Below are 13,100 nucleotides of genomic sequence, written 5' to 3' on the forward strand. Positions count from 1 at the left end.
GCTTGGGTTTTAGCGGTCTAGATCTGAGTCTGGCTAAGCAAAGCCACCTCAATCCAACAAACTTCCGATTAACGCCTAACCCAAAAACCGCAATCACGCTTCCCCTAAACCCACCCACTATTCACCGAAAAAATTAGGACTGGTCCATAAACAAACACTGTGAGCCGCTGGTGTGCGGGTCGGGGTGTCGGGGCGATTCAGAGTGCTTGCCGCGGGCAGAAGATCGCGTAGGGGTTCAAGCATCCTGCTGTTTGAGCACGACGCTTATGGTTTGTCCGGGGGACAAACCATCGTGCGAGTTCAGGATGCGCCCTACGCGATCTTCTGCCAAGGGCACCGGTGCACAGCACCGGCAAGCGCTCAAGCCCCGACACCCCGACCCGCACACCAGCGGCGTCTCCCAGAGCTTATGCCCCCCCCAAAGCACCATTCAAGCCCCTACCAGGCACCCGCCCCTAAAAGAACAAATAAACAGCCACAAAAAAACCCGAGTCCGGCACTCAGCCAAACTCGGGTTTCTCAATTCTACAACCGCCATTCCGAAGCCCAAACACAAGCACCCCAGAACAGCAGAAACCTTACAGCTCCCCGTAGGAATGCAGCCCCGACAAGAACATATTCACGCCCAGGAACGCAAAGCTGGTAATCAGCAGCCCACCCAGCGCCCAATACGCTGCCATCGTGCCACGCAGCCCTTTAAGCAAGCGCAAGTGCAACCAAGCCGCATAGTTCAGCCACACAATCAAAGCCCAAGTCTCTTTCGGGTCCCACTGCCAGTACGTTCCCCAAGCATCAGCGGCCCACAAGGCCCCCAGCACCGTAGCCACCGTAAAGAAGGCAAAACCCACCGCAATCGCCCGGTACATGATGTCATCAAGCACCTCCAGCGAAGGCAGCTTGCGCGAAATCGGACCACGGAAATACAGAATCGTACCCACGATCACACTACCTATACCGAAATACAGCATCCAGGTAGGCGACAACTCGCGCGAACCAAAAATCATGGGCTCGGCACACAGAATCGCACCCAGCAAAAACACCGGAATCAGCTTGGCACGCGAACGCGTCTCGCCATTTTCCTTAACCAGATACGCAAAACCCACCATGGCCGCCAACGAGAACGTACCGTAACCAATAAAGTTGGCCGGCACGTGCAGCTTCATCCACCAGCTTTTCAACGCAGGCACCAAAGGCTGGATCTGGTGTGCATCACGCGTGAAGGAATACCACAGCAGAAAAATAACCAGCGAGCTGATCGCCAACAGCACAAAGCCACCCAAGGCACGCGTGTTGTAACGACGCTCGTAATACATGTAGAACAAGGCAGTAATCAGCGCCAGCAGCACAAACACTTCATACAGATTGCTGACCGGGATATGACCGATGTCCGGACCCAACAAGTGGCCTTCGCGCCAGCGCACCAGCAAACCGGTCATCCCGGCATAGATCGCCGCCCAGGTCAGCCCCGACCCCATCCAGGCCGCCGTATTGCTGAAAAAACCAGCCCAGTACATCACCGTAGCCAGAATGAACAGCGCGCACATCCACAAAATGGCGGACTGGGAAGAGAACAAATACTTCAGCAGAAAAACCGAATCGGCCTTTTCAATATCGCCGGTGCCCAAACCATCACCCGTGCTGTACAGCCAGACCGCCAGCAAAGCTGTCAAACCAGACAACACCAGCAGCGTGCGCAACGGACGCCACAACCACCCCAGCCAGGCCACAAACGGCACAAAAGCCACCAGAATGATCTTTTCGTAGTAATCCATACTGGTGCTGTACACATTGAGCGCATACGCCGCACCCAAAGCCAGTACCACCAGAAACAGCACATCCGTCCAGTCCGGACGGCCACGGATACCGCGCCGGTCACCACTGGAAGCGATATTGTCTTGCCACATCGAGGGAGTGGCCGAAGAAAGGGTCTGCGCCATAGTAGCTACACCTTGTCAGACAGATAGCCGGTTGAACGCCGCTTTAAGGCGATCAAACTCGAGGTTAAAGTCCAAGTTGCGACGTTGAGATGTCATGGCAGCCATGACACTGCTGCCTTGGTTGTGAGGGCGAATCCAGACCCACACACGGCGATCCCGGATATAGAACATCGAGAACACGCCAATAATCAGAAACAAGCAACCCAAGTACACAATGTACATGCCTGGGCTGCGCGCCACCTGGAATACGCTGGCCTGAACTTGCTCAAAGCTGTCCAAGGTCAACATAACCGGTGCCGGGTAATCAGGCAGGTTGGCAAACGCCAGTACAGCAGACTGAATCCAGCGATTGGCATCGCTATTTTCCTGACTGTAATCCAACTCCGGCAAACCTTGTTGCTGCCTGATCAAGTCACGCAATTCCGACAGTGTGAACTGAATCATGGGAATTGCAAAACCCAGAATACGCTCGCGCTCGGCCTCGGGGACACGGCTGATCAAGCCATCAAAACCGGCACGCACAAACGTCTGCAAAGCGGTTCTGGATGCGGAGAGCATCAGCTCTTTTTGCTCGGGCGACGAAGAGTTACGCTCGGCAAAGCGCTCGGCCGCCTGGGTCACCAGGGCCTCGTTCTGCGTGGCCGCACGCAAATCCATGAATTCCTTCAAGGAACCCTTGTCGTCAGCCGGGAAACGCACATAGCGAAACGGCTCGGCGGGCGAGAAACGCATACCGGCCAGAAACACCAGGGTGCCATCCAGCTCCACCGGCAGCATGTAGTTCACAAACTCGCGGGACTGGCCCTGATCGTCGATCAAGCGATAGTTCACGCTGGGGCCGACGTTCTTCAGATGCTGATCTTTCTTGTTGGCAGCGCTACCAGTAACCGCGGCTACGTGTTCAATCATGGCCTTGGGCTGAGGATCACCCTCAGTCAGGTTCTCCACGTTGATGGGGCGCAACTCGGTCAGCTGAACCGTCAAAGCATGTTCGTTGGGGCTTTCCTGGGCCGCAATGCCTACGGTTTCGCCCACTTTGCCATTTAGCGCAAAGGTCTTGGAACCAGGGCCTACCAAGGGATAGCCCTTCAGGCTGAGGATACTGCCGCCATCGTCAAAACCGGACTGGTAAACCGTGACCCCCTTGTAACGCAGCGGCTCGTTCACCTCGATGGTGCGCTCGAACGTATCGCCCGTGACGGGATCGGTAACTTCCACTTCACTCTTGAAGCTGCTGGGCATGCCGGTTGAGTAGTACTCCACCAGGAAACGCTTGAGTTCCAGGGCAAAAGGCAAGGGCTGAATCAGGACGCCTTCACCGGAATTGACCACGGCAGTAGCCGTACGGGCCCCCTCTGGCACCAGCATATTGGCGCGGAAGCTGGGATTGCCCAAGCCAAGTCGACCCGACTCGGGCACCTGGGAAATCAGCATGTTTTCAGTAATGGGCTGTTTGCCACCCAGCCACACTTGCAGGCGCACGGGCAATTCGCTGTCGAGCAGGCCGCCCACACAGATCACCACAATCGCCAAGTGGGCAAAAATGTAACCCAGCTTGTTGGCGCTGCCCTTCTTGGCCGCCATCATCATGCTGCCGTCGTCATCCTGACGCACGCGCACGGCGTAACCCTGAGACTGCAACCAGCCTTGCACCTGCTCGCGATTATGTTCGGGAGCACCGGCGCTTTCCAGTTCAACACGGTGGGGAAAGGCTTTCAGACTGCCGCCGCGCACATGCTCTTTGAACGTGCGCATTTCACGGATCATCTTGGGGGCATTACGAATGACGCACAGCGTGGTCGAGACCACCAGAAACGTCATGATGACCATGAACCAGCCACTGTTGTAGATGGACCAGATCGAAAAATGGTCGAAAAATTCAAACCAGTACGGCCCGAATTGATCGATATACGTATTGGCCGGCTGATTTTGCGCCAGAACAGTGCCGATCAGACTAGCTACGCAAATGAACATCAGCAAGCTGATGGCAAAGCGCATCGAACCGAGCAATTCCAGAAAATCAGCCGCAAAGCGACGTACGGGGGATACTTTTTTCACAAAGGCTAGCTTAGGAGGTGGGGGGTTTCACCGGAAACATCCAGACTTTGAACGCAGAACGCACACAAAGTTCGATCGCTGGACAAAACACCAACACGAGACCCGGCCCAAATCGGCACTGCCCGTTGTTAAGGCTCCCAAACTGCCATGACTATCAGGAAGCTGGGGCCAAAAAGCGAATGTCAGGCTTCAGACAGTCAGGGGGCCAATGGCCCCCTTGGACTGATTAACGCAGGCCAGCTGCGAAATCTGACACGGCTGCAATGTCGGCGTCCGACATGCGATCCGCGATGTCATGCATCATCGGGCCATTGGCACGGTCGCCGCTGCGGAACAATTTGAGCTGTTCGGCAATGTAGGCAGGGTGCTGGCCAGCCAGACGGGGGAACTGACCGGGCATACCAGCGCCATCAGGCGAGTGGCAAGCGGCACAGGCCGCAACACCGCGCTCGGGCAAACCGCCGCGCCAGATCTTCTGGCCACGTTCCATGGTGTCTTCTTTGGTAGCGTTAGCTGCCTGATCCCAGTTCACGGGCTGTTGGGACAGGAAGAAAGCCACGTTTTGCATGTCTTCTTCGGTCATGCCGGCAGCAATGGCGGTCATCAGGCTGTTGGCGCCTTCAGGGCCGCGACGGGAAGGCACAGACTTCTCGTCCTTGGCACGGAAATCGTGCAGCTGCTTGACCAGGTACTCGTACGGCTGGTGAGCCAGCGACGGGTTGACCGGAATAATACTGTTGCCGCCATCCCCGTGACAGGTCACACAGGCCAGCACGCCACGCGACATCTCACCTTGCAGGTAGAGCTGCTCGCCTTTGGCGGCATCTGGCTTGGGCAGACCAGCTGCATTGGCCACGTTAGCGGTAAAAACCACAGAGCAAGCCATCGTCAGGCTGCTTGCGATAACGACTCGGGAAAGCGCACGCTTCATTTGGACCTCGATAATCGCGAATCAATCGGGGTGCCGCATGCGCCCCGCAAAAGCCACCGTAAGCCGCTGGTCAGTACCCAGTGGACTACGACATTACTGTTTCAAATCGAGAGATTATACAATAGGCGCTGAACCAATATGGAATTACGCTGCAACCATGTCGATACTGCACCGCGCTCACTTCACGATTTCAGCTGCTCAGATCGATCAGCTGCCTCCTCCCGGACCGCCAGAGGTCTGTTTTGTGGGGCGCTCCAATGCGGGCAAATCCTCCGCCATCAATGTGTTGGCCAACCAACGGAAACTGGCTTTTTCCAGTAAAACGCCGGGACGAACACGCCTGATCAATATGTTCGGCATCCCCGACCCGCTCTCGCCGGGCGACTTTCTGGGCCACCTGGTGGACTTGCCCGGCTACGGCTACGCCGCCGTGGCGCGCCACGAAAAGCAGGACTGGGCCGAAATTCTGGGCGAGTACCTGGTCTCCCGCCCCTCGATTGCCGGCATTGTGTTGCTGATCGACATCCGACGCGGCGTGACCGACCTGGATATGCGTCTGGCCGACTGGATTGCACCTACCGGCAAGCCCGTACTGGCTCTTTTGACCAAGGCCGACAAACTGCCGTATGGTCAACGCATCAAGGCGGTGGCCGAAGTGCGCCGCCAACTCCGGGAAATTGGCGCCCTGCATGCGCTGCCCTTCTCCTCCACTGATCGTATCGGCTTGCCCGAAGCGACCGAATGCATCGAAAACTGGATTTCTCCGAAGGTTGTTCCATGACTCGTTTTATTCCTCCTGCCGACTTTCCAAATACTCGCCTGCGCCGTAACCGCCGCGACGAGTTTTCCCGCCGTCTGGTGCGTGAAAACCGCCTGTCCACAGACGACCTGATCTACCCGGTCTTTGTACGTGAAGGCGAGAAAGTTCAGGAGCAAGTGGGCTCCATGCCCGGCGTCATGCGCTATTCGCCTGATGAACTGATGCGCGTGGCCGAACAGTGTCTGGAGCTGGGCATCCCCGTGTTGTCCCTGTTCCCATCCATCGACCCGTCCCTGAAAACGCCGGATGGCAGCGAAGCCGCCAACCCGAACGGCCTGATTCCGCGCGTGGTGGGCATGCTCAAGCAGCAATTCCCCGAGCTGGGCGTGCTGACTGACGTGGCTCTGGACCCCTACACCAGCCACGGCCAGGACGGCATTCTGGACGAAGCCGGTCACATCCTGAACGAAGAGACGGTCGCCATGCTGATCCGTCAGGCCCAGACGCAAGCCCAGGCTGGCGTGGACATTGTGGCCCCCAGCGACATGATGGACGGCCGCATCGGCTCCATTCGCGCTGCTCTGGACAAGGACCAGTTCATCCACACCCGCATCATGGCTTACTCGGCCAAGTACGCCAGCGCCTTCTACGGCCCCTTCCGCGACGCGGTGGGCTCGGCTGCCAATCTGGGCCGTTCCAACAAGAACACCTACCAGATGGACCCCGCCAACCGTAACGAAGCCCTGCGCGAAGTGGCCGCCGATATCCGCGAAGGTGCCGATATGGTCATGGTCAAACCTGGCCTGCCTTACCTGGACATCCTGCGCGACGTAAAAGACGCCTTTGGCATGCCAACCTATGCCTACCAAGTCAGCGGCGAGTACGCGATGATCAAGGCTGCCGCCCAGAACGGCTGGCTGGATCACGACAAGGTCATGATGGAGTCTCTGCTGGCATTCAAGCGTGCTGGTGGCGACGGCATTCTGACCTATTTCGCCATCGAAGCCGCCAAGCTGATGCGCGAGCAGAACTGCTGATTCACATCAATCAGAACGCAAAAAACGCAGCCTGTGAGCTGCGTTTTTTGTTGTGTGTATGCGACGATCTATCGTCTGTTAAGCCCTGATAAGCCCGATTCGGGGCAAATCAGGAACTTCAGGCACCGGCCAGAACCTCATCCAGCACCTTGGAAAAGCGACTGGCATCCTGAAAACCGATCACGCGCAATTGTTCCAGCTGTTTCCCCTTGGAATCGAAAAACATGATGCCGGGAGGGCCAAACAGGCGGAAATGTTTCAGCAACTCCCTGTCCTCGGGAGTGTTGGCTGTCACATCCACCTGCAGCAAATCAAACTGTGCCATACGCTGTGCAACCGCAGGATCACTGAACGTGAAATTCTCCATTTCAATGCAGGACACACACCAGTCTGCATAGAAATCCAGCATGACGGGACGGGTGGTCTTGGCCAGCCGTCCTTCCAGCTCCTGCAAAGTGAGTACGCGCTGAAACTCCACTTTGCTTTGAGCGGCTGCCACCGTACCGGACGATTTCAGCCCTTCCAGTGGACGAATCACGCTAGGACGACCCAGGGCAATACTGATCATCATCATGATGGCCCAGACCGCCAGCATCATGCCTACGCCCTGGCGCAAGCCCGACCAAGGCGTACGTGCAGCCGTGCCGCGCCCAAATGCACCCAACAAGGCCGCGGCCCACAAAGCCAAAACGACCCAGCCAAAGACCGCGATCGTGCCAGACATCAAGGGCGAGACCATCCACCAGGCCGTAGCCAACAGCAAGACACCAAATGCGGTTTTGACACTTTCCATCCAGGCACCGGCCTTGGGCAACACACTGCCAGAACCCGCGCCCACAATCAGCAGCAACACGCCCGACCCCCAGGCCAAGGCGAACAGAGCCGAGCCGCCCAGGACCACATCACCCGTCTGCGAAATAAACAGCAGCACACCCGCCAAAGGCGCTGCTACGCAAGGGCCGACGATCAGCGCAGACAGCATGCCCATCAGGAACACGCCACCCATCTGCCCACCCGGCAAACGGTTCATGGTTTCATTCAGGCGATTTTGCAGCGCTGCCGGGGCCTGCACCGTAAATACATCCAGCATGGACAAGGCCAGCACCACCAGGATCAGGGCAAACAAGCCCAAGACCCACGGATTCTGCAACCAGCTTGCCAAGCCTGCGCCCAGCAAACCTGCCGCCACACCCAGCAAGGTGTAGACCAGAGACAAGCCCAGCACAAAGGCAAAAGCCATTTTCAAACCATGCCAGCGCGATGGCGCAGGCTGATTACGGCCCGCAATGATGGACAGCAGAATCGGCACCATCGGCAAGACGCAGGGTGTAAAGGACAGCAGCAAGCCGAACACAAAGCTCAGCAGCACAATCTGCCCCCAACCTGCTTGCTTGAGATAATCCGCCAAGCCCACATCACTCAGGCTCAAGGCCGACGCGACACCACCTGTGCTGGCAGATGTAGCCGTAGACGTCGTGGCTGTGGTGTCTGCTTTCTGATCCGAGCCTTCACCCGGCGCAGGCACCGACACCACACCAAAGGGGCCTGCCACTTCCCAGCCCTGTCCGGTGGGGATCAGGGTCAAGGTTTGCGTAGAGGGGGAATAGCACAGGCCAGCATCGGCACAACCCTGGCTGACCACATCAATTTTCAGATCCTGGCCCGTACCGCTATCGGCCAGAACAGGCACTCGCAGGGTGACCGAGTTGCGGTAGACCTCCATGACTTCGTCAAAGGTAGGGTCGTACACCTTTTCGCCATCGGGAAGCTGGGGAGTACCCAAATGCTCGGCCTTCTCGGTCGAGATCCCGAAGCGCTTGCGATACATATAGTATTCAGGCGCAATCTGGAAATGGATATCCAACTGATCGGGCTGGCTCATGGCCGCGGTCAGTACAAACGCCTGTTCCGGGTCCAGAAACTCTTCTTCTGCCTGCGCCGTCAATGGCGTTGCCAGCCAGGCCAGCATCAGGACAAAGAAAACAGCAAACCACGCGCCAAGACGCTGGGCAGAAAACGGAGAACGCTTCAAAGACAAAGGCACAAATCTATTCCGGTTTTTTAGGCTGGGCTATCTGAGATTACGCTGGACGCGTCTGGGTGCGGACCCAATCCAGATAAGCGGTGAAACCACCAACAACCGGAAACACAATCAATTCAGGCAGTTCGTAAGGATGCTGCTCTCGCAAGCGATCTGCCAGTTCCGGTAGCCGGGCCACTGTGGTTTTGAAAGTCAGCGTGATTTCCTCATCACCCTGTAACTCCCCTTGCCACATGTACATAGACAAACTGGCGGGCGCAAGGTTCGCACAAGCGGCAATTCCATCTTCAACCAGGTGATGAGCCAGGTACTTGGCCAGCATCATATCGGGCACCGTCGTCTGCACCAGCACCAATTGCTGTGCATCCAGATCGGGCAAGGTCAAGGCCAGTTTGGGTTTGGAACTGGAGGAATTCTCAGAGGACATGCAGGGCTCCTAATCAAGCCCTTAGTGTAGCGCCGGATGCCGGCGCTTAGATGCTGGACCGAGGTCGAGTCAGGCCGCTTAATGTTTCAGAGGGGCGCTCGCCATAGCGATGTCGATAGTCAGCAGAGAACTGTCCCAGGTGGGCAAAGCCACAGGCCAGGGCCACTTCGGTGACTGACATGCCACCTTCCTGCAAATATCGGCGGGCCGCTTCCAAACGCATCTGCTTTAGACGCGCCATCGGTGCGACACCCAAATGTTCCCGAAACCCCGCATACAGACTGCGCACACTAACACCTGCCGCTTGGGCTATATCGCCAATCGTGATGGGCTGGCCGGTCTGACTTTCCATGAAATCCAGGGCACGTCGCAAAACATGCGGCAAGGCTGCCGCGGTCTTATGGGCGGGCTGATTGTGCTGGTGCAGCTCGAACAAGGCATAAATCAGGGTCTGCTCGAATTGGCGTACCTGACGGGGCTGATCAAACAAAGTGCCGTCCGACACTTCGGCAAACTGCCAATCCAGCAAGCGGCGCAAACCGGCTCCGCCAGGCGCATCCAAAGGAATGGAAGGCTGAAACTCCAAGGGGCCGCGTACAGGCTGCGCAAAATAATCCTGATAGTGGCGCTCCAGCCCTTGGCGCCCAATACGCACAAACAGCTTATCGGCCTCCAGACTATGTTCCATGCTGAAGTCTTGAGTCGGGCTGATGATGGAAGCCAGGCGAGAGGTAGACGCGAAACGTCCGTGCGCCGTATGAATCTGCTCTTGTCCCGACAGAGGAATTTGCAAGAGATAGAAGTCGTCCAGTGGCTGGGGCTGAATCTGCACCTGCGCGCCATAGCGCAAACGACCATAGGCCACATCCTGGCCTTGGCGTAGATACAAGCGTGCATTCAGACGCTGACGCGTATCCGCCAGGGTCAGACTATGCGGGCAGAAAACCTGGGAGATATAGTGCTGAACGCAGTCCACATCCTGCGAATGCAGCTGGGCATAGCGATTCAGTATGGTGGTCATGAGCGTCGCAACAAGCGATAAAAAAAGCTGTGCCTTAGTGTGGCACAGCCTCTTGCACTGCAACATCGAGACTATCCCTAGGCCCGGTTAAGGTGCCAAGACAGAGACAGCGATCCCGACGATTTACTGGCCCTGAAAACGGCCAAAACGTCCCTGCCAATACAGCAAAGGCGAATCCTGTGCCTGCTCGGCATGGTGCACCTGCAAGACACGGCCCAATACCAAAGCATGGCTATGACGTTCAATTACTTCCACGATCTGGCAGGCCAAAGCGGCAGGAGCTTGTCGTGCCAACCAGATACCGTGCTCGGTACGCAGCCAATCATGTCCGGCATAACGCGCATCGCCTTGCTCGCCTTTGAAACCGGCAAACTGCAAAGCCATGCCTGCCTGCTCGACACCCAGAATATTCACACCGAACAGGCCACTGTCACGCATTAAAGGCCAGGACGAGGAGCTTTGATTCACACAGACCAGTACCTCTGCCGGATCTGCGGCTACCGAGGTGACCGACGTTGCCGTCAGGCCGCTACGCTGGCCCTGGTGTTCGACCGTAATCACATTGGCCGTGCCACCCAGATGGCGCATAGCAAGTTTGAACTGCTCGGCAGAAACTCCAGGCGCGTGCAGCGCTTGGTCTGTCGGCAAGGAAGCCAATTCCACAGGCATGATTCACCCTTTTTTAATCTTATGGGCAGCACAGTCATCAGGACGGTGCTGCCTGCGTGGCGTACGTGAACTGGCTATCCCCCAGAGCAAACCCAAGCCTGCCCGATAGCCAGAAAATCGCTCTTAGCGAATGCCACGCTGCTGCAACAAAGGCAGCACAGTATCACGGAAATAAGGGAATTCCTTTACATAGTCCACAAAGGACAAGGTTGTTCCCCGGAAACCGGCTTCGTGCAACGCACACAAACCGTCAGCCACTTGCTCGGGCGTACCCACCAGCGGGAAGCCACCATGGCCCGCGGCCATACGCTCGCGAATCTGCTCCAGCAGCTCGTGCGGGAAGGAATGGGCGTGGGCAAACTGCAAATTCATCAGGTTATCCACGGCACCATTGTCGATATTGGCCATGATGCGTTCCCACTCGGCCTTGGCCTCGGCTTGCGTCGGACGGCAAACCACGTGCGAGAAGGTCATCACATCAACCTTGCGGCCTTGCGCTTGGCCTTGTGCCTTGAGTTCAGCCACTTCTTTCCTGGAGCGCTCCAACTCCATGGCAGGCGTGAACAGGAAGTTCGCGTTGCGGCTGGCGAACTCGCGGCCCTGACCGGAACCAGCCGCGTTAAAGATAGGTGGATCAAATTCAGGGCGGGGGTTGCCGTAGACGCCTTTGGCCTGAAAGTACTTGCCATCCCAATCGAAGCGACCGTCGTGGTGCCAGATCTTCTTGATCAAATCGAACCACTCTTGTGCATAGCCATAGCGGGTTTCGTGATCATCAGGTAACTTCACCCCCAAAGCGTCGTACTCGGGCTTGTTCCAGCCAGCCACAATATTCAGACCGACACGGTTGCCGCTCATCTGAGCCATAGTGGCGATCTGCTTGGCGATCACAACGGGGTGGTTCGCAACGGTGTGCACAGTGGCAAACACGCTGATATTGCGAGTATTGGCCAGCAAGGCCGTCGCCCAGGTGACAGTTTCCAGTACATAGCCGTGGAAATCGGTTTCGCCACCGTAACCAATCCAACGGGCGATAGGCAGCATGAAGTCGATGCCAGCATCGTCCAGCAGCTTGCCCAACTTCAGATTGTTTTCCCACGTAGCCTGCCAGCGATCGGGCAAGGTCGATACCGTCATGCCACCACCGCAGTTGGTAGCAAAGGTTCCCAGCAGAAACTTATCGTGTGTGAGCAATGTATTCTGTGCCATCGCCAGTCTCCTGAAAATCGTTGTTCTTTACAGCTCACCACCATGGCGAAGCTGACATAGCGCAGATTTTAGGGATTGGCTTTACGGCCCACTATCGGATCACTGCCGGTTTTATCAATTGCCTGCAATTATTTGAACTTTAAAGCTCTACAGGCCACAAAACCTAGCAAAAACCCTTATATAACAGCGGCTTGTCGTGTTTTCAGAACTTTTTTCAATAGTCAAAGCACCCTGCTTTACACCTTCACACTGTACTGAAACGGAGTCCACGCTCTGGCTCAAGCCCACGCTTGGACTTATATGAGGGGTAGGCTTAGCACTAAGCCTGGGGCAAAAGCGAAACGAAAGTGGGAAACAAGGCCAGCAGCAACAGCAGCAACAAGGTTAAGACCTTCCCAAAAACGCCCAGCCCGTGATGAACAAGAGACCATACTCCGCCAATAAAAAAACGGACTCCTGAGAGTCCGTTTTCAATACTACTGTAGAAACAAGCGGCGCTTATTCAGCAGCGGCTTCTTCCTGAACTTCTGGACGATCCACCAGCTCCATGAATGCCATAGGAGCGTTGTCACCCTGACGGAAACCCATTTTCAGGATGCGGGTGTAGCCGCCGTTACGCTCTTGGTAACGTGGGCCGAAAACTTCAAACAGCTTGGTCACTGCATCGCGGTCGCGCAGACGGGCGAAAGCCAGACGACGGTTTGCCAAGGTTGGGTTTTTAGCCAAAGTGATCAGAGGCTCAACCACGCGGCGCAGCTCTTTAGCTTTAGGCAGGGTGGTTTTGATGGCTTCGTGAGTCAGCAGGGACACGGACATGTTGCGGAACATGGCCAAACGGTGGCTGCTGGTACGATTCAGTTTACGTAGACCGTGACGGTGACGCATGATGATTTTCCTAAATAATGAATCTAATTGGCATGCCGCTTATGCGACATGCGTAAATCCGGTTCTTCTATCAGCTAAGCTGCGGACCAGATGGACAGCGCAAAACAATAGCACATTTTCAGACG

11 protein-coding genes are annotated in these 13,100 nt (G+C 56.5%); 2 read left to right on the forward strand and 9 right to left on the reverse strand.

What is annotated here, in order from left to right; translation table 11 throughout:
• Nucleotides 1-578: 578 nt before the first annotated feature.
• The 3 genes from ccsB to ACLPGZ_RS16050 form a co-directional block, all read right to left on the reverse strand.
• A complete protein-coding gene (gene ccsB / locus ACLPGZ_RS16040; RefSeq protein ID WP_035269615.1) occupies nt 579-1,937 on the reverse strand; it encodes a c-type cytochrome biogenesis protein CcsB in 1,359 nt (452 codons plus the stop codon).
• Between the two features lie 15 nt (nt 1,938-1,952).
• On the reverse strand, nt 1,953-3,995 hold the full coding sequence (locus tag ACLPGZ_RS16045; RefSeq protein ID WP_035269614.1) for a cytochrome c biogenesis protein ResB: 2,043 nt from the start codon (nt 3,993-3,995) through the stop codon (nt 1,953-1,955).
• Nucleotides 3,996-4,221: 226 nt separating this feature from the next.
• Nucleotides 4,222-4,926 carry a c-type cytochrome gene (locus ACLPGZ_RS16050; RefSeq protein WP_026484814.1) on the reverse strand — a complete coding sequence of 235 codons (705 nt, stop codon included), beginning with the start codon at nt 4,924-4,926 and terminating at the stop codon, nt 4,222-4,224.
• Between the two features lie 157 nt (nt 4,927-5,083).
• Here ACLPGZ_RS16050 and yihA point away from each other — a divergent pair, with 157 nt between their 5' ends.
• Entirely contained in the window at nt 5,084-5,707 is a 624-nt protein-coding gene (gene yihA, locus ACLPGZ_RS16055) for a ribosome biogenesis GTP-binding protein YihA/YsxC (protein ID WP_009459957.1), read from the forward strand.
• Nucleotides 5,704-6,723 carry a porphobilinogen synthase gene (gene hemB / locus ACLPGZ_RS16060; RefSeq protein ID WP_035269608.1) on the forward strand — a complete coding sequence of 340 codons (1,020 nt, stop codon included), beginning with the start codon at nt 5,704-5,706 and terminating at the stop codon, nt 6,721-6,723. Before yihA ends, hemB begins: the two co-directional genes overlap by 4 nt.
• A gap of 118 nt (nt 6,724-6,841) precedes the next feature.
• Here hemB and dsbD read toward each other — a convergent pair whose 3' ends face one another.
• The 6 genes from dsbD to rplQ all read right to left on the reverse strand — a co-directional run bounded on the left by dsbD (nt 6,842) and on the right by rplQ (nt 12,975).
• Nucleotides 6,842-8,767, reverse strand: coding sequence for a protein-disulfide reductase DsbD (dsbD, locus tag ACLPGZ_RS16065; protein WP_374697610.1), 1,926 nt, complete (start codon nt 8,765-8,767; stop codon nt 6,842-6,844).
• A 37-nt stretch (nt 8,768-8,804) separates the two neighbouring features.
• A complete protein-coding gene (gene cutA / locus ACLPGZ_RS16070) occupies nt 8,805-9,191 on the reverse strand; it encodes a divalent-cation tolerance protein CutA (RefSeq protein WP_081055347.1) in 387 nt (128 codons plus the stop codon).
• A 46-nt stretch (nt 9,192-9,237) separates the two neighbouring features.
• Nucleotides 9,238-10,212 (reverse strand): AraC family transcriptional regulator, encoded by a 975-nt coding sequence (locus ACLPGZ_RS16075; protein ID WP_060185527.1) that lies wholly within the window; start codon nt 10,210-10,212, stop codon nt 9,238-9,240.
• 123 nt (nt 10,213-10,335) lie between these two features.
• Nucleotides 10,336-10,881 (reverse strand): flavin reductase family protein, encoded by a 546-nt coding sequence (locus ACLPGZ_RS16080; protein WP_009459970.1) that lies wholly within the window; start codon nt 10,879-10,881, stop codon nt 10,336-10,338.
• Nucleotides 10,882-11,004: 123 nt separating this feature from the next.
• Entirely contained in the window at nt 11,005-12,090 is a 1,086-nt protein-coding gene (locus tag ACLPGZ_RS16085) for an LLM class flavin-dependent oxidoreductase (protein ID WP_035269604.1), read from the reverse strand.
• Nucleotides 12,091-12,588: 498 nt separating this feature from the next.
• Nucleotides 12,589-12,975: a 50S ribosomal protein L17 gene (rplQ, locus tag ACLPGZ_RS16090; protein WP_003805334.1), complete on the reverse strand. Its 387-nt coding sequence runs from the start codon at nt 12,973-12,975 to the stop codon at nt 12,589-12,591.
• Nucleotides 12,976-13,100: the final 125 nt, after the last annotated feature.

Source organism: Alcaligenes sp. Me129, assembly GCF_050487245.1.
In the GTDB taxonomy this organism is placed as follows: domain Bacteria; phylum Pseudomonadota; class Gammaproteobacteria; order Burkholderiales; family Burkholderiaceae_B; genus Alcaligenes; species Alcaligenes phenolicus.

Bases quoted from the DNA above. Each gene is read 5' to 3' on its own strand.
- ccsB (WP_035269615.1), bottom strand. From the start codon at position 1,937: ATGGCGCAGACCCTTTCTTCGGCCACTCCCTCGATGTGGCAAGACAAT.
- ACLPGZ_RS16050 (WP_026484814.1), bottom strand. From the start codon at position 4,926: ATGAAGCGTGCGCTTTCCCGAGTCGTTATCGCAAGCAGCCTGACGATG.
- yihA (WP_009459957.1), top strand. From the start codon at position 5,084: ATGTCGATACTGCACCGCGCTCACTTCACGATTTCAGCTGCTCAGATC.
- hemB (WP_035269608.1), top strand. From the start codon at position 5,704: ATGACTCGTTTTATTCCTCCTGCCGACTTTCCAAATACTCGCCTGCGC.
- cutA (WP_081055347.1), bottom strand. From the start codon at position 9,191: ATGTCCTCTGAGAATTCCTCCAGTTCCAAACCCAAACTGGCCTTGACC.
- ACLPGZ_RS16075 (WP_060185527.1), bottom strand. From the start codon at position 10,212: ATGACCACCATACTGAATCGCTATGCCCAGCTGCATTCGCAGGATGTG.
- ACLPGZ_RS16080 (WP_009459970.1), bottom strand. From the start codon at position 10,881: ATGCCTGTGGAATTGGCTTCCTTGCCGACAGACCAAGCGCTGCACGCG.
- ACLPGZ_RS16085 (WP_035269604.1), bottom strand. From the start codon at position 12,090: ATGGCACAGAATACATTGCTCACACACGATAAGTTTCTGCTGGGAACC.
- rplQ (WP_003805334.1), bottom strand. From the start codon at position 12,975: ATGCGTCACCGTCACGGTCTACGTAAACTGAATCGTACCAGCAGCCAC.